Here is a 16,428-nt window from a genome sequence, read left to right on the forward strand (position 1 = left end):
CACACTGGACAACCGGGGGCGAAAGTCGGTGGATAACCAGCCTGTGGATAACCGCCCATTCCACGCACAGGTTATCCGACAGTGCGGCACAGGCTGAACACGGTTTTCCACTGTAGTTGTCATTCTCTGTACATCGCTTGATACAAGGCCTTGAGCCAGTTATCCACAGAGAAGGGCCTGCCTAGCTTTTACAAGCTTTACAGAAAAGCTTTAAATAATTCCCTTCTTTATTTTTATCTTTGGCAAACGGGTAATCCGTTCCGGACGCTCCGAAGATCTATTTATAAGGAAACGTTGGTTGGAAATTGACCTATGGACTTGCTTTCTCTAGAATCCCCGGTCTCTTAAAACGGGGGCCATTCCGGCCCGTTGTGGACGAACCAGGTAACACGACATGAAACGTACTTTCCAACCAAGCACTATCAAACGCGCTCGTACCCACGGTTTCCGTGCTCGCATGGCTACCAAGAACGGTCGTGCCGTACTGTCGCGTCGTCGCGCCAAAGGCCGCGCACGTCTGGCAGTTTGATAATCCGGCACTGGAGGTGAGTCAGGACTTCAGTCGGGAAAAGCGTCTGCTTACTCCCCGGCATTTCAAGGCAGTCTTTGACTCCCCTACCGGCAAGGTTCCGGGGAAAAATCTCCTGCTCCTTGCGCGCAACAACGATCTCGATCACCCCCGTCTCGGGCTGGTTATCGGGAAAAAGAGCGTCAAGCTCTCCGTCGAGCGCAATCGCCTCAAACGTCTGATGCGCGAATCGTTTCGCCTGCACCAGGATTCACTGGTCGGCTGGGACATTGTTATCGTCGCGCGCAAAGGTTTGGGTGACGTAGAAAACCCCGAATTGATTCAGCATTTCGGCAAACTCTGGAAGCGTCTGGCACGCAACAAGCCGGTACCAGCAGTCAAAACCGAAACTGTAGGGGTAGACAGTCCAGATGCGTAAACTGGCACTCGTTCCGATCCAGTTTTATCGCTATGCCATTAGTCCCCTGATGGCCAGTCACTGTCGTTTCTACCCCAGTTGTTCTTGCTACGCGTATGAAGCCATCGAAAATCATGGCCTTCTGCGCGGTGGCTGGCTGACCTTTCGTCGTTTAGGTCGCTGTCATCCGTGGAATCCCGGTGGTTATGACCCGGTTCCACCTATCCCTACCTCCCGTTCTTCTTCGATGGCCGAGTAATCATGGATATCAAACGCACGATCCTGATCGTCGCCCTGGCAATCGTGTCCTACGTCATGGTCCTTAAATGGAACCAGGACTACGGCCAGGCTGCCCTGCCGACTCAGAATGTTGCTTCCAGTACGACTACATCCGGTTTGCCGGACACCGCCACTGGCAATAATGCTGCTGCCAGTGACGATATTCCGCGCGCCGCAAGCGATACCAGCGCACCTGCCGAAACGCCGGTCGCCGCCAGCAAGGATCTGATCCAGGTCAAAACCGACGTGCTCGATCTGTCGATCGATCCACAAGGTGGTGATGTTGCTCAGTTGACCTTGCCGCTGTATCCACGTCGTCAGGATCGTCCGGACGTTCCGTTCCAACTGTTCGACAACGGTGGCGAACGTACCTATCTGGCACAGAGCGGTCTGATTGGCACCAACGGTCCGGATGCAAACCCGGCCGGTCGCCCGATCTACTCTTCGGAAAAGAAGACTTATCAACTGGCTGACGGTCAGGACCAACTGGTCGTCGACCTGAAATTCAGCAAGGACGGCGTCAATTACATCAAGCGTTTCACTCTGAAACGTGGCCTGTATGACGTGACCGTGACCTATCTGATCGACAACCAGAGCGCTCAGCCTTGGTCCGGTTCGATGTTCGCCCAGCTGAAACGCGACGCCAGCGCCGATCCTTCTTCCACGACTGCTACCGGTACCGCGACCTACCTGGGCGCCGCCCTGTGGACAAGTTCCGAGCCATACAAGAAAGTGTCCATGAAGGACATGGACAAGGCTCAGCTCAAGGAAACCGTCACCGGTGGCTGGGTAGCCTGGCTGCAACACTACTTCGTGACTGCATGGGTTGCTCCGAAGGGCGAAAACAACATCGTCCAGACCCGTAAGGACAGCAAAGGCAACTACATCATCGGTTACACCGGTCCTTCGCTGACCGCTGCACCGGGTGCGAAAGTCGAAACCAGCGCTGTTCTGTACGCCGGTCCGAAAAGCCAGGCGGTGCTGAAAGAGTTGTCCCCTGGTCTGGAATTGACCGTCGACTACGGCATTCTGTGGTTCATTGCCCAGCCAATCTTCTGGCTGCTGCAACATATCCACAGCATCGTCGGCAACTGGGGCTGGTCGATCATCTTCCTGACCATGCTGATCAAAGGGATCTTCTTCCCTCTGTCGGCCGCCAGCTACAAGTCGATGGCCCGCATGCGCGCCGTGGCTCCGAAACTGGCTGCACTGAAAGAGCAACATGGCGATGACCGGCAGAAAATGTCGCAAGCCATGATGGAGCTGTACAAGAAAGAGAAGATCAATCCGCTGGGCGGCTGCTTGCCGATCCTTGTGCAGATGCCGGTTTTCCTTTCCCTGTACTGGGTTCTGCTGGAAAGCGTGGAAATGCGCCAGGCGCCGTTCATGCTGTGGATTACCGACCTGTCGATCAAGGATCCGTTCTTCATCCTGCCGATCATAATGGGCGCGACCATGTTCATCCAGCAGCGTCTGAACCCGACTCCTCCGGATCCGATGCAGGCCAAGGTGATGAAAATGATGCCAATCATCTTCACCTTCTTCTTCCTGTGGTTCCCGGCGGGTCTGGTGCTGTACTGGGTTGTGAACAACTGCCTGTCGATTGCCCAACAGTGGTACATCACGCGTAAGATCGAAGCGGCGACGAAAAAAGCCGAGGCGTAACTTACTCTGTGGATAACACCACTCAAAACGCCCCCTAGTGGGGCGTTTTGCTATCTGCCATTTTTGTCTGGATACCGGTTTATGAGCGCACCTCGTGAAACCATCGCAGCCGTCGCCACCGCCCAGGGCCGTGGCGGCGTGGGCATCGTTCGAATTTCCGGGCCGCTGGCCAGCGTCGCGGCCAGAGCCATCAGCGGCCGCGAACTGAAACCACGGTTTGCCCACTACGGCCCGTTCTTCAGTGACGATCAACAGGTGCTGGATGAAGGTCTGGCGCTGTATTTCCCGGGGCCGAACTCGTTCACCGGTGAAGATGTGCTGGAACTGCAAGGCCACGGCGGCCCGATCGTTCTCGACATGTTGCTCAAGCGTTGCCTGGAACTGGGCTGCCGTCTGGCCCGTCCCGGTGAGTTCAGCGAAAGAGCATTCCTCAATGACAAACTCGACCTGGCTCAGGCCGAGGCCATCGCCGACCTGATCGAAGCCAGTTCTGCACAGGCTGCACGCAACGCATTGCGTTCCTTACAGGGAGCGTTTTCCCAGCGTGTGCATCACCTCACCGAACAACTGATCGGCTTGAGGATTTATGTCGAGGCAGCCATCGACTTCCCTGAAGAGGAAATCGACTTCCTCGCCGATGGCCACGTGCTGAGCATGCTCGACAAGGTTCGCGACGAGTTATCCACTGTATTGCGCGAAGCCGGACAGGGTGCATTGCTGCGTGACGGCATGACCGTGGTGATTGCCGGTCGTCCGAATGCCGGCAAATCCAGCCTGCTCAACGCGCTGGCCGGTCGCGAAGCCGCGATCGTCACCGAAATCGCCGGCACCACCCGGGATATCCTGCGCGAACATATCCACATCGACGGCATGCCGCTGCACGTTGTGGACACCGCCGGTCTGCGTGATACCGATGACCATGTGGAAAAAATCGGCGTTGAACGAGCATTGAAAGCCATTGGCGAGGCTGATCGAGTGCTGCTGGTCGTCGATGCCACAGCACCTGAAGCTGCCGACCCGTTCGCCCTGTGGCCTGAATTCCTCGAAACCCGACCGGATCCGGCGAAGGTCACGTTGATCCGTAACAAAGCTGATCTCACCGGCGAACCCATTGCCCTGGAAGTCAGTGACGATGGCCATGTGACGATCAGCCTGAGCGCCAAATCCGCCGGTGAGGGGCTGGACTTGCTGCGCGATCACCTCAAGGCCTGCATGGGCTACGAACAAACGTCGGAAAGCAGTTTCAGCGCACGCCGCCGGCACCTGGAAGCCCTGCGTCATGCCAGTGATGCCCTGGAACATGGGCGTGCCCAGCTGACGTTGGCGGGTGCTGGTGAACTGCTGGCCGAAGACCTGCGTCAGGCCCAGCAGTCCCTTGGGGAAATCACCGGAGCGTTCAGCTCCGATGATCTGTTGGGACGGATCTTTTCCAGCTTCTGCATCGGTAAATAAGCCTTCCGTTGTCCACAGACAGGTCCGTTCGCGACCTGTCTGTTCTCCCTCCCTCGTATTTCCTTCCTCCAGTGCCGGACAGATATCTATTCCTGAGCGGATTTTCCGTGTCCGCGATTCCTTCATTCATCCGATTTCTGTGGATTAAGCCCTGTGAATAACTGCCGCTAAGGGCAGTTGATAACAGGGCCTGAAAACTGAACATAACTGCCGCTGTGGATAACCACCTCATTCATCCACAGGCTTACACCGGTTATCCAAGGGCCTCATGGCGACATGGTCACAGGGTTTTAAATCTCTGTACACATTGAAAATAGAGGCCTGTAGAAATCTATCCACAGAAACGAAGGGCAGTAAGAATAAGCTTTAAAACAAAGGTTTTATAAATTTCTCTCTTTTTTATTCTTTTAACCGCGAGTTCTCCACAGCTGGTTAAATTTTGTGCAAAGGGTTCTTTAGGAAGGGCGAAGTCCCTATACTTGCCGACCAGGTCCAGAAACCTGATCTCAAACTATTCCTGAATGACCTACTTAAGCAGGCACGAGGTGCGTGGTGGATTTCCCTTCCCGTTTTGAAGTGATCGTCATCGGCGGCGGTCATGCCGGTACCGAGGCAGCACTGGCCTCAGCACGCATGGGTGCAAAAACCCTTCTGCTGACGCATAACGTGGAGACCCTCGGTGCCATGAGTTGCAACCCGGCAATCGGTGGCATTGGCAAAAGCCATCTGGTCAAGGAAATCGACGCCCTCGGCGGCGCGATGGCCATGGCCACCGATTTGGGCGGTATCCAGTTTCGCGTACTGAACAGCCGCAAAGGCCCGGCCGTACGTGCAACCCGTGCGCAAGCCGACCGTATTCTTTACAAGGCCGCTGTCCGCGAAATTCTGGAAAATCAGCCGAACCTGTGGATATTTCAACAAGCCGCTGACGACCTGATCGTCGAGCAGGAACAAGTGCGCGGTGTTGTCACCCAAATGGGTCTGCGTTTCTTCGCCGATTCTGTGGTGTTGACCACCGGTACGTTCCTGGGCGGACTTATCCACATCGGTTTGCAGAATTTTTCCGGTGGTCGCGCCGGTGATCCACCGTCGATCGCCCTCGCGCATCGTCTGCGTGAACTGCCGCTACGTGTCGGTCGCCTGAAAACCGGTACGCCACCGCGTATCGACGGCAAGTCTGTGGATTTCTCGGTGATGACCGAGCAGCCAGGCGATACGCCGATCCCGGTGATGTCGTTCATGGGCAACAAGGAACAGCATCCACGGCAAGTCAGTTGCTGGATCACCCACACCAACGCGCGCACCCACGAAATCATTGCCGCGAACCTCGACCGTTCGCCGATGTATTCCGCTGCAGGTGAAATCGAAGGCATTGGTCCGCGTTATTGCCCGTCGATCGAAGACAAGATCCACCGCTTTGCCGACAAGGAAAGCCATCAGGTGTTCATCGAGCCGGAAGGCCTGACCACCCATGAGTTGTATCCGAACGGCATATCCACAAGCCTGCCGTTCGACGTGCAGTTGCAGATCGTGCAATCGATCCGCGGCATGGAAAACGCGCACATCGTGCGTCCGGGGTATGCGATCGAGTACGACTATTTCGATCCGCGTGATCTGAAGTACAGCCTGGAAACCAAAGTCATCGGCGGTCTGTTCTTCGCTGGCCAGATCAACGGCACCACCGGTTACGAAGAAGCCGGTGCGCAAGGTTTGCTGGCCGGTGCCAACGCCGCATTGCGTGCGAAAGGCAAAGAAGCCTGGTGCCCGCGTCGCGATGAGGCGTACATCGGGGTATTGGTCGACGACCTGATCACCCTCGGTACCCAAGAGCCGTACCGCATGTTCACTTCCCGTGCCGAGTACCGCCTGATCCTGCGTGAGGACAACGCCGACCTGCGTCTGACCGAAAAAGGTCGCGAACTGGGTCTGGTCGATGACGCGCGCTGGGCAGCGTTCTGCAAGAAACGCGAAAGTATCGAACTCGAAGAGCAGCGCCTGAAAAGCACCTGGGTTCGCCCGGGCACTCCGCAGGGCGATGCGATTGCCGAGAAATTCGGTACGCCGCTGACTCACGAATACAACTTGCTCAATCTCTTGAGCCGTCCGGAAATCGACTACGCTGGTCTGGTCGAAGTGACCGGGCAGGGCGCCGAAGATCCACAGGTCGCCGAGCAGGTCGAGATCAAGACCAAATACGCCGGTTACATCGATCGCCAACAGGACGAAATCGCCCGCCTGCGTGCAAGCGAAGACACAAAACTGCCTGTGGATATCGATTACACCAACATTTCCGGTCTCTCCAAGGAGATCCAGAGCAAGCTGGGTGCCACGCGTCCCGAGACGCTTGGCCAGGCTTCGCGGATCCCGGGCGTGACTCCGGCAGCGATTTCGCTGTTGATGATTCACTTGAAAAAACGCGGCGCGGGCCGTCAGTTGGAGCAAAGCGCTTGAGTTCTAAGGTCACTTCGCAACACGCCGAAGAGTTATCCACAGGAGCCCGCGCGCTCGGTGTCAATCTCACTGAAGCCCAGCACGATTTGTTGCTGGGTTATCTGGCCCTGTTGATCAAATGGAACCAGGCCTACAACCTGACTGCCGTTCGCGATCCGGACGAAATGGTGTCCCGTCACTTGCTCGATAGCCTCAGCGTGATGTCGTTCATCGAAAACGGCCGCTGGCTGGATGTCGGCAGCGGCGGCGGCATGCCGGGGATCCCTCTGGCGATCCTGTATCCGGACTCGCAAGTGACCTGCCTGGACAGCAACGGCAAGAAAACCCGCTTCCTGACCCAGGTCAAACTCGAACTCAAACTGGATAACCTGCAAGTTATCCACAGCCGCGTCGAAGCCTTCCAGCCTGCACAGCCGTTCAACGGGATCATTTCCCGGGCATTCAGCAGCATGGAGAACTTCACCAACTGGACTCGCCACCTCGGCGACGCCGATACGCGCTGGCTGGCAATGAAGGGCGTTCATCCGGCCGATGAGCTGGTAGCATTGCCGGCAGACTTCAAACTCGATAGCGAACACGCCCTGGCCGTACCCGGTTGCCAAGGCCAACGCCATCTGCTGATACTGCGCCGCACGGCATGATTGGGAACACAAGCAAGAATGGCTAAGGTATTCGCGATAGCGAACCAGAAGGGTGGTGTGGGCAAGACCACCACCTGCATCAACCTCGCAGCATCCCTGGTCGCGACCAAGCGCCGGGTGCTGTTGATCGATCTCGATCCACAGGGCAACGCCACCATGGGTAGCGGTGTGGATAAACATGGCCTGGAAAACTCGGTCTACGACCTGCTGATCGGCGAATGCGATCTGGCCCAGGCCATGCACTATTCGGAACATGGCGGTTATCAGCTGCTGCCGGCCAACCGTGACCTGACGGCGGCTGAAGTGGTTCTGCTGGAAATGCAGATGAAAGAAAGCCGTCTGCGCAGCGCGCTGGCGCCGGTCCGTGAAAACTACGATTACATCCTGATCGACTGCCCGCCGTCGCTGTCGATGCTCACGCTGAACGCACTGGTCGCCGCTGACGGGGTGATTATCCCCATGCAGTGCGAGTACTTTGCGCTCGAAGGTCTGAGCGACCTTGTGGATAACATCAAACGCATCGCCGAACTGCTGAACCCGAACCTGAAAGTCGAAGGACTGCTGCGGACCATGTACGACCCGCGCCTGAGCCTGATGAACGACGTTTCGGCACAGCTCAAGGAACACTTTGGCGATCAGCTGTACGACACGGTGATCCCGCGCAACATCCGCCTCGCTGAAGCCCCGAGCTATGGCATGCCGGCGCTGGCTTACGACAAGCAATCGCGTGGTGCGCTGGCCTACCTGGCCCTGGCGGGCGAGATGGTTCGCCGTCAGCGCAAAAATTCACGCATCGCCGCTGCCCAGCCAACTTAAGGAATCCCCATGGCCGTCAAGAAACGAGGTCTCGGACGAGGACTGGACGCGCTGCTGAGCGGTCCGACTGTCAGCTCGCTGGAAGAACAAGCGGCGCAGGCTGACAGCCGTGAGTTGCAGCACCTGCCACTGGACCTGCTGCAGCGCGGCAAGTATCAGCCACGCCGGGACATGGATCCTCAGGCGCTGGAAGAGCTTGCGCAGTCGATCAAGGCCCAGGGCGTGATGCAGCCGATCGTGGTTCGTCCGATTGGTGGTGGCCGCTTCGAGATCATCGCCGGCGAACGTCGCTGGCGCGCAAGTCAGCAGGCCGGCCAGGAAACCATCCCGGCGATGGTCCGCGACGTGCCGGATGAAACCGCGATCGCCATTGCGCTGATCGAGAACATCCAGCGCGAGGACCTGAACCCGATCGAAGAAGCGGTGGCCCTGCAGCGCTTGCAGCAGGAATTCCAGCTCACTCAGCAACAGGTTGCCGACGCTGTGGGTAAGTCCCGCGTCACCGTGGCCAACCTGTTGCGCCTGATTGCGCTTCCGGAAGTCATCAAGACCATGTTGTCCCACGGCGACCTGGAGATGGGTCATGCTCGTGCATTGCTCGGTCTGCCGGACAATCAGCAGGTGGAAGGGGCGCGACATGTTGTCGCACGCGGTCTCACTGTGCGCCAAACTGAGGCACTGGTTCGCCAATGGTTGAGTGGCAAACCGGAGCCGGTAGAGCCTGCGAAACCTGATCCGGATATCGCCCGCCTCGAACAGCGTCTGGCCGAGCGCCTAGGCTCTGCGGTGCAGATCCGCCACGGCAAGAAGGGCAGGGGTCAGCTGGTGATTGGTTACAACTCCCTCGATGAGCTTCAAGGTGTGCTCGCACACATCCGCTGAAACAATTCCTCTTGTAGCGCGCAGTCGGAAATCACTACCTGACAGTTGAATAGGGGCAGAACCGCCCCTATACTCTGCGCGCATTTTGTCGGCACAAATTATGCCAAGTTATTGAATTTCGGCAGCCGACCATTGGAGAGCAATAGTGATGGAAACCCGCAAGCCAAACCGCCTGCCGTTCCATCGCCTGGCGGTTTTTCCGGTGTTGATGGCTCAATTTGTCATTTTGCTCATTGCCGCTTTGGCGCTCTGGCAATGGCACGGAGTCGTTGCCGGATACTCGGGACTTTGCGGAGGCCTGATAGCCTTGCTGCCCAATGTTTATTTCGCTCACAAGGCATTTCGGTTTTCCGGCGCCCGAGCAGCCCAGTCCATCGTCCGGTCTTTTTATGCCGGCGAGGCAGGCAAACTGATTTTGACGGCAGTGCTGTTTGCACTGGTGTTTGCAGGTGTGAAGCCACTGGCGCCGATCGCTGTATTCGGCGCCTTCGTGCTGACTCAGTCGGTCAGCTGGTTCGCTCCCCTGCTGATGAGAACAAGACTTTCGAGACCTTAGGGCGTTTGAGGCAACCATGGCAGAAACAACCGCTTCGGGCTATATCCAGCACCACTTGCAGAACCTGACCTTCGGTCAGCTACCCAACGGCGGCTGGGGCTTTGCCCACACCGCAGCAGAAGCCAAGGAAATGGGCTTCTGGGCTTTCCACGTCGATACTCTCGGCTGGTCGGTCGCACTGGGTCTGATCTTCGTCATTCTTTTCCGCATGGCGGCCAAGAAGGCGACTTCCGGTCAGCCGGGTGCACTGCAGAACTTCGTTGAAGTCCTGGTCGAATTCGTCGATGGCAGCGTGAAAGACAGCTTCCATGGCCGTAGCCCGGTGATCGCACCGCTGGCACTGACCATCTTCGTCTGGGTGTTCCTGATGAACGCCGTCGACCTGGTACCGGTCGACTGGATTCCTCAGCTGGCCATCCTGATCTCCGGCGACCACCACATCCCGTTCCGCGCCGTGTCGACTACCGACCCGAACGCGACGCTGGGCATGGCGTTCTCGGTTTTCGCACTGATCATTTTCTATAGCATCAAGGTCAAGGGCATCGGCGGTTTCATCGGCGAACTGACCCTGCACCCGTTCGGCAGCAAGAACATCTTCGTTCAGGCCCTGCTGATCCCGGTGAACTTCCTGCTGGAATTCGTGACCCTGATCGCCAAACCGATCTCTCTGGCTCTGCGTCTGTTCGGCAACATGTATGCCGGCGAGCTGGTGTTCATCCTGATCGCTGTGATGTTCGGCAGCGGCCTGCTCTGGCTCAGCGGCCTGGGCGTTGTCCTGCAGTGGGCGTGGGCTGTGTTCCACATCCTGATCATCACCCTGCAGGCGTTCATCTTCATGATGCTGACCATCGTCTACCTGTCGATGGCGCACGAAGAAAACCATTAAGACCAGTCTCGACTAGTCTGATGTCCTTCCCGGTCAAACGGGAAGGGGCTCCTCACGGGGCACCATGAAACGATTTGTTTTACCGCTTTAATCTAAAAAACCTAAACCATACGACGTAAAAGTCGGGAGGAAAGATGGAAACTGTAGTTGGTCTAACCGCTATCGCTGTTGCACTGTTGATCGGCCTGGGCGCACTGGGTACCGCAATTGGTTTCGGCCTGCTGGGCGGCAAGTTCCTGGAAGGCGCAGCGCGTCAGCCAGAAATGGTTCCAATGCTGCAAGTTAAAATGTTCATCGTTGCCGGTCTGCTCGACGCCGTAACCATGATCGGTGTTGGTATCGCTCTGTTCTTCACCTTTGCGAACCCGTTCGTTGGTCAGATCGCTGGCTAATCATTCGGATCTCCGAGTGATTTGGTGTGATGGACAACGTAACTGCGAGGTGTTGGCGTGAACATTAATGCGACCCTGATTGGCCAGTCCGTTGCGTTCCTGATTTTTGTACTGTTCTGCATGAAGTTCGTATGGCCTCCGGTCATCGCAGCTCTGCACGAACGTCAAAAGAAGATCGCTGATGGTCTGGACGCTGCCAGCCGTGCAGCTCGCGACCTGGAGTTGGCCCAAGAGAAAGCGGGTCAGCAACTGCGCGAAGCGAAAGCTCAGGCAGCTGAAATCATCGAGCAAGCCAAGAAACGCGGTAACCAGATTGTCGAAGAGGCCGTTGAAAAGGCCCGCATCGACGCTGACCGTGTGAAGGTTCAGGCTCAAGCCGAGATCGAACAGGAACTGAACAGTGTCAAAGACAAGCTGCGCGCCCAAGTGGGCTTGCTGGCTGTCGGCGGCGCCGAGAAGATCCTGGGTGCCACAATCGATCAAAACGCGCACGCAGAGCTGGTTAACCAACTGGCTGCTGAAATCTAAGCGAGGGCGATCATGGCAGAACTGACCACGTTGGCCCGACCTTACGCTAAGGCGGCCTTCGAGCACGCTCAGGCCCACCAGCAACTGGCCAATTGGTCAGCCATGCTCGGCCTGGCAGCAGCGGTGTCGCAAGACGACACCATGCAGCGCGTGCTCAAGGCCCCGCGACTGACGAGCGCAGAAAAGGCCGCCACGTTCATTGACGTGTGCGGCGACAAGTTTGATGCCAAGGCACAGAACTTCATCAATGTCGTTGCCGAAAACGACCGTCTCCCGCTTCTGCCGGAGATCGCCGCTCTGTTCGACCTGTACAAGGCCGAGCAAGAGAAATCGGTAGACGTTGAAGTGACCAGTGCTTTTGCATTGAACCAAGAACAGCAAGACAAACTCGCCAAGGTTCTCAGTGCACGACTCAACCGGGAAGTGCGCCTGCAAGTCGAGGAAGACAGCTCCCTTATCGGGGGGGTGGTCATCCGCGCCGGCGACCTGGTTATCGATGGCTCGATTCGCGGCAAAATCGCGAAACTTGCCGAAGCATTGAAATCTTGAGTTTGAAGGGGCAGCAGAGCAATGCAGCAACTCAATCCTTCCGAAATAAGTGAAATTATCAAGGGCCGCATCGAAAAGCTCGATGTGACCTCCCAAGCCCGTAACGAAGGCACTGTCGTCAGCGTATCTGACGGTATCGTGCGGATTCACGGTCTGGCCGACGTCATGTACGGCGAGATGATCGAGTTTCCGGGCGGCGTCTACGGTATGGCCCTCAACCTGGAGCAAGACTCCGTAGGTGCCGTTGTACTGGGCGCGTACACCAGTCTGGCTGAAGGCATGAGCGCCAAGTGCACCGGCCGCATCCTCGAAGTTCCGGTTGGCAAGGAACTGCTGGGTCGCGTTGTCGACGCACTGGGTAACCCTGTTGACGGCAAAGGTCCACTGGGCAACACCGAGACCGACGCGGTCGAGAAAGTTGCTCCGGGCGTGATCTGGCGTAAGTCGGTAGACCAGCCTGTACAGACTGGCTACAAGGCTGTCGATGCCATGATCCCTGTCGGCCGTGGCCAGCGTGAGCTGATCATCGGTGACCGTCAGATCGGTAAAACCGCTCTGGCGATCGACGCGATCATCAACCAGAAAGACAGCGGCATTTTCTGCGTCTACGTGGCAATCGGTCAGAAGCAATCGACCATCGCCAACGTGGTTCGCAAGCTGGAAGAAAACGGTGCACTGGCTAACACCATCATCGTTGCTGCGAGCGCTTCGGAATCTGCAGCACTGCAATTCCTGGCTCCGTACTCCGGTTGCACCATGGGTGAATTCTTCCGCGACCGCGGTGAAGACGCGCTGATCGTTTATGACGATCTGTCCAAGCAAGCAGTGGCTTACCGCCAGATTTCCCTGCTGCTGCGCCGTCCACCAGGCCGTGAAGCTTACCCAGGCGACGTGTTCTATCTCCACTCCCGTCTGCTGGAGCGTGCATCCCGCGTTTCGGAAGAGTACGTAGAGAAGTTCACCAACGGCGCAGTGACCGGCAAAACCGGTTCCCTGACTGCACTGCCGATCATCGAAACCCAGGCTGGCGACGTTTCCGCATTCGTTCCGACCAACGTGATTTCCATCACCGACGGTCAGATCTTCCTGGAATCGGCCATGTTCAACTCGGGCATCCGCCCTGCAGTGAACGCCGGTGTTTCGGTATCCCGTGTGGGTGGTGCCGCTCAGACCAAGATCATCAAGAAGCTGTCCGGTGGTATCCGTACCGCTCTGGCTCAGTACCGTGAACTGGCGGCATTCGCCCAGTTCGCTTCTGACCTGGACGAAGCGACCCGCAAGCAACTTGAGCATGGTCAGCGCGTTACCGAGCTGATGAAGCAGAAGCAATACGCGCCAATGTCGATCGCCGACATGTCGCTGTCGCTGTATGCCGCTGAGCGTGGGTTCCTGACTGACATTGAAATCGCCAAGATCGGCAGCTTCGAACAAGCGCTGATCGCTTTCTTCAACCGCGATCACGCCGACTTGATGGCCAAGATCAACGTTAAAGGTGACTTCAATGACGAAATCGACGCTGGCCTGAAGGCTGGTATCGAGAAGTTCAAGGCCACCCAAACCTGGTAAGCCGCAGCGGGAGCCGCAAGGCTCCCGCTTGCTAACCTGATAGGTGTTACATGGCAGGCGCAAAAGAGATTCGCAGTAAGATTGCGAGCATCAAAAGCACGCAAAAAATTACCAGCGCCATGGAAAAAGTGGCGGTCAGCAAAATGCGCAAGGCACAAATGCGCATGGCTGCTAGCCGTCCTTATGCGGAGCGTATCCGCCAGGTAATTGGGCATCTGGCCAACGCCAACCCGGAATACCGCCACCCGTTCATGATCGATCGCGAAGTAAAGCGCGTCGGTTATGTCGTCGTGAGCAGTGACCGTGGTCTGTGCGGCGGCTTGAACACCAACCTGTTCAAGGCCCTGGTCAAGGACATGGCGGTAAACCGCGAAAACGGCGTCGAGATCGATCTGTGTGTCGTTGGTAGCAAGGGTGCGGCTTTTTTCCGCAACTTCGGCGGTAACGTCGTTGCAGCTATCAGCCACTTGGGTGAAGAGCCGTCGATCAATGATCTGATCGGCAGCGTCAAGGTGATGCTGGATGCCTACCTGGACGGCCGTATCGACCGCCTGTCCGTGGTATCCAACAAGTTCATCAACACCATGACACAACAGCCTACCGTGGAGCAGTTGATTCCACTGGTGGCAACCCCGGATCAGGATCTCAAGCACCACTGGGACTATCTCTACGAACCGGACGCCAAAGAGCTGCTTGACGGCTTGATGGTGCGTTACGTGGAGTCGCAGGTGTACCAGGCGGTGGTCGAGAACAACGCGGCTGAACAGGCTGCGCGGATGATCGCGATGAAGAACGCTACCGACAACGCCGGTGATTTGATCAGCGATTTGCAGCTGATCTACAACAAGGCGCGTCAGGCTGCGATCACCCAAGAGATCTCGGAAATCGTCGGCGGCGCTGCCGCGGTTTAACGGTTCAAATATTCAGAGGATCCAGCTATGAGTAGCGGACGTATCGTTCAAATCATCGGCGCCGTTATCGACGTGGAATTTCCACGCGACAGCGTACCGAGCATCTACGACGCCTTGAAGGTTCAAGGCGCCGAAACCACTCTGGAAGTTCAGCAGCAGCTGGGCGACGGCGTGGTTCGTACCATTGCGATGGGCTCCACCGAAGGCTTGAAGCGCGGTCTGGACGTCAACAACACTGGCGCAGCCATCTCCGTACCGGTCGGTAAAGCGACCCTGGGCCGGATCATGGACGTACTGGGCAACCCGATCGACGAAGCTGGCCCGATCGGCGAAGAAGAGCGTTGGGGTATCCACCGCGCCGCTCCTTCCTTCGCTGAACAGGCCGGTGGCAACGAGCTGCTGGAAACAGGCATCAAGGTTATCGACCTGGTTTGCCCGTTCGCCAAGGGCGGTAAAGTCGGTCTGTTCGGTGGTGCCGGTGTAGGCAAGACCGTAAACATGATGGAACTGATCCGTAACATCGCCATCGAGCACAGCGGTTATTCCGTGTTCGCCGGTGTGGGTGAGCGTACTCGTGAGGGTAACGACTTCTACCACGAGATGAAGGACTCCAACGTTCTCGACAAGGTAGCCCTGGTCTACGGTCAGATGAACGAGCCACCGGGAAACCGTCTGCGCGTAGCGCTGACCGGTCTGACCATGGCCGAGAAGTTCCGTGACGAAGGTAACGACGTTCTGCTGTTCGTCGACAACATCTATCGTTACACCCTGGCCGGTACCGAAGTATCCGCACTGCTGGGCCGTATGCCTTCGGCAGTAGGTTACCAGCCGACCCTGGCTGAAGAGATGGGCGTGCTGCAAGAGCGCATCACTTCGACCAAGCAAGGTTCGATTACTTCGATCCAGGCCGTATACGTACCAGCGGACGACTTGACTGACCCGTCGCCAGCGACCACGTTTGCTCACCTGGACGCCACCGTCGTTCTGTCCCGTGACATCGCTTCCCTGGGTATCTACCCTGCGGTTGACCCACTGGACTCGACTTCGCGTCAGCTGGACCCGAACGTGATCGGCAACGATCACTACGAGACCGCTCGTGGTGTTCAGTACGTGCTGCAGCGTTACAAAGAGCTGAAGGACATCATCGCGATCCTGGGTATGGACGAGCTGTCGGAAGCCGACAAGCAGTTGGTAAACCGTGCTCGTAAGATCCAGCGCTTCTTGTCGCAGCCGTTCTTCGTGGCTGAAGTCTTCACCGGTGCTTCGGGTAAATACGTTTCCCTGAAAGACACCATTGCTGGCTTCAAAGGCATCCTCAACGGTGACTACGACCACCTGCCAGAACAAGCGTTCTACATGGTCGGCGGCATCGAAGAAGCGATCGAGAAAGCCAAGAAACTGTAATCCAGGCGCCCGGCAACGGGCGCTAATTTAGGTTGAGGCAATCAGATGGCTATGACAGTCCATTGCGACATCGTCAGCGCGGAAGGAGAAATCTTTTCCGGCCTGGTCGAGATGGTGATTGCGCACGGTGCTCTGGGTGATCTTGGTATCGCTCTGGGCCACGCGCCGCTGATCACTAATCTGAAGCCAGGTCCGATCCGCCTGATCAAGCAAGGCGGGGAAGCCGAGGTGTTCTACATCTCCGGTGGTTTCCTCGAGGTTCAGCCGAACATGGTCAAGGTGCTTGCCGATACCGTGCAACGTGCCGCCGACCTGGATGAAGCTCAGGCTCAAGCAGCTCTCAAGGCTGCCGAAGCTGCTCTGCACGAGAAGAGCGCAGATTTCGACTACGGAGCTGCGTCCGCACGTCTGGCCGAGGCTGCAGCTCAGCTGCGCACCGTCCAGCAGATCCGCAAGAAGTTTGGCGGTTAATCCGTCAGCCACTTGTTGTGCGATTGATAAAAAAGGGTAGCCTCGGCTACCCT

18 protein-coding genes are annotated in these 16,428 nt (G+C 57.2%); all 18 read left to right on the forward strand.

Annotated elements, in window-relative coordinates; translation table 11 throughout:
* The first annotated feature begins 394 nt into the window (after positions 1–394).
* The 18 genes from rpmH (at position 395) to AWU82_RS21580 (ending at position 16,375) form a co-directional block, all read left to right on the forward strand.
* A complete protein-coding gene (rpmH, locus tag AWU82_RS21495; protein WP_003213577.1) occupies positions 395–529 on the forward strand; it encodes a 50S ribosomal protein L34 in 135 nt (44 codons plus the stop codon).
* A gap of 16 nt (positions 530–545) precedes the next feature.
* Positions 546–947: a ribonuclease P protein component gene (gene rnpA / locus AWU82_RS21500; RefSeq protein ID WP_011336726.1), complete on the forward strand. Its 402-nt coding sequence runs from the start codon at positions 546–548 to the stop codon at positions 945–947.
* On the forward strand, positions 940–1,185 hold the full coding sequence (gene yidD, locus AWU82_RS21505; protein WP_010465488.1) for a membrane protein insertion efficiency factor YidD: 246 nt from the start codon (positions 940–942) through the stop codon (positions 1,183–1,185). Before rnpA ends, yidD begins: the two co-directional genes overlap by 8 nt.
* 2 nt (positions 1,186–1,187) lie before the next feature.
* On the forward strand, positions 1,188–2,870 hold the full coding sequence (gene yidC, locus AWU82_RS21510; protein WP_064379646.1) for a membrane protein insertase YidC: 1,683 nt from the start codon (positions 1,188–1,190) through the stop codon (positions 2,868–2,870).
* Between the two features lie 81 nt (positions 2,871–2,951).
* Positions 2,952–4,322: a tRNA uridine-5-carboxymethylaminomethyl(34) synthesis GTPase MnmE gene (mnmE, locus tag AWU82_RS21515; RefSeq protein ID WP_064379648.1), complete on the forward strand. Its 1,371-nt coding sequence runs from the start codon at positions 2,952–2,954 to the stop codon at positions 4,320–4,322.
* 552 nt (positions 4,323–4,874) lie between these two features.
* Positions 4,875–6,773: a tRNA uridine-5-carboxymethylaminomethyl(34) synthesis enzyme MnmG gene (mnmG, locus tag AWU82_RS21520; RefSeq protein WP_007954140.1), complete on the forward strand. Its 1,899-nt coding sequence runs from the start codon at positions 4,875–4,877 to the stop codon at positions 6,771–6,773.
* Positions 6,770–7,414 carry a 16S rRNA (guanine(527)-N(7))-methyltransferase RsmG gene (gene rsmG, locus AWU82_RS21525; RefSeq protein WP_064379650.1) on the forward strand — a complete coding sequence of 215 codons (645 nt, stop codon included), beginning with the start codon at positions 6,770–6,772 and terminating at the stop codon, positions 7,412–7,414. The genes mnmG and rsmG overlap by 4 nt, the downstream gene beginning before the upstream one ends.
* A gap of 18 nt (positions 7,415–7,432) precedes the next feature.
* Entirely contained in the window at positions 7,433–8,230 is a 798-nt protein-coding gene (locus tag AWU82_RS21530; protein WP_064379652.1) for a ParA family protein, read from the forward strand.
* A 9-nt stretch (positions 8,231–8,239) separates the two neighbouring features.
* Positions 8,240–9,112 carry a ParB/RepB/Spo0J family partition protein gene (locus tag AWU82_RS21535; RefSeq protein WP_064379654.1) on the forward strand — a complete coding sequence of 291 codons (873 nt, stop codon included), beginning with the start codon at positions 8,240–8,242 and terminating at the stop codon, positions 9,110–9,112.
* A gap of 148 nt (positions 9,113–9,260) precedes the next feature.
* The gene (locus AWU82_RS21540; protein WP_003229783.1) at positions 9,261–9,668 is read left to right on the forward strand and encodes a F0F1 ATP synthase subunit I; all 408 of its coding nucleotides are present in this window, start codon (positions 9,261–9,263) and stop codon (positions 9,666–9,668) included.
* Positions 9,669–9,684: 16 nt separating this feature from the next.
* Positions 9,685–10,554 carry a F0F1 ATP synthase subunit A gene (gene atpB, locus AWU82_RS21545; RefSeq protein WP_039764981.1) on the forward strand — a complete coding sequence of 290 codons (870 nt, stop codon included), beginning with the start codon at positions 9,685–9,687 and terminating at the stop codon, positions 10,552–10,554.
* Positions 10,555–10,688: 134 nt separating this feature from the next.
* Positions 10,689–10,946 carry a F0F1 ATP synthase subunit C gene (gene atpE / locus AWU82_RS21550; protein WP_003097235.1) on the forward strand — a complete coding sequence of 86 codons (258 nt, stop codon included), beginning with the start codon at positions 10,689–10,691 and terminating at the stop codon, positions 10,944–10,946.
* A gap of 57 nt (positions 10,947–11,003) precedes the next feature.
* Positions 11,004–11,474, forward strand: coding sequence for a F0F1 ATP synthase subunit B (locus tag AWU82_RS21555; RefSeq protein WP_011336718.1), 471 nt, complete (start codon positions 11,004–11,006; stop codon positions 11,472–11,474).
* A 12-nt stretch (positions 11,475–11,486) separates the two neighbouring features.
* Positions 11,487–12,023 carry a F0F1 ATP synthase subunit delta gene (locus tag AWU82_RS21560; RefSeq protein WP_011336717.1) on the forward strand — a complete coding sequence of 179 codons (537 nt, stop codon included), beginning with the start codon at positions 11,487–11,489 and terminating at the stop codon, positions 12,021–12,023.
* Positions 12,024–12,044: 21 nt separating this feature from the next.
* Positions 12,045–13,589 (forward strand): F0F1 ATP synthase subunit alpha, encoded by a 1,545-nt coding sequence (gene atpA / locus AWU82_RS21565; protein ID WP_039764983.1) that lies wholly within the window; start codon positions 12,045–12,047, stop codon positions 13,587–13,589.
* Positions 13,590–13,639: 50 nt separating this feature from the next.
* Positions 13,640–14,500 carry a F0F1 ATP synthase subunit gamma gene (atpG, locus tag AWU82_RS21570; protein WP_007960781.1) on the forward strand — a complete coding sequence of 287 codons (861 nt, stop codon included), beginning with the start codon at positions 13,640–13,642 and terminating at the stop codon, positions 14,498–14,500.
* 27 nt (positions 14,501–14,527) lie between these two features.
* Positions 14,528–15,904, forward strand: coding sequence for a F0F1 ATP synthase subunit beta (atpD, locus tag AWU82_RS21575; RefSeq protein WP_007954162.1), 1,377 nt, complete (start codon positions 14,528–14,530; stop codon positions 15,902–15,904).
* A 45-nt stretch (positions 15,905–15,949) separates the two neighbouring features.
* Positions 15,950–16,375, forward strand: coding sequence for a F0F1 ATP synthase subunit epsilon (locus tag AWU82_RS21580; protein WP_007954164.1), 426 nt, complete (start codon positions 15,950–15,952; stop codon positions 16,373–16,375).
* The last annotated feature ends 53 nt before the right edge of the window (positions 16,376–16,428 follow it).

It is taken from the genome of Pseudomonas glycinae (genome assembly GCF_001594225.2).
In the GTDB taxonomy this organism is placed as follows: domain Bacteria; phylum Pseudomonadota; class Gammaproteobacteria; order Pseudomonadales; family Pseudomonadaceae; genus Aquipseudomonas; species Aquipseudomonas glycinae.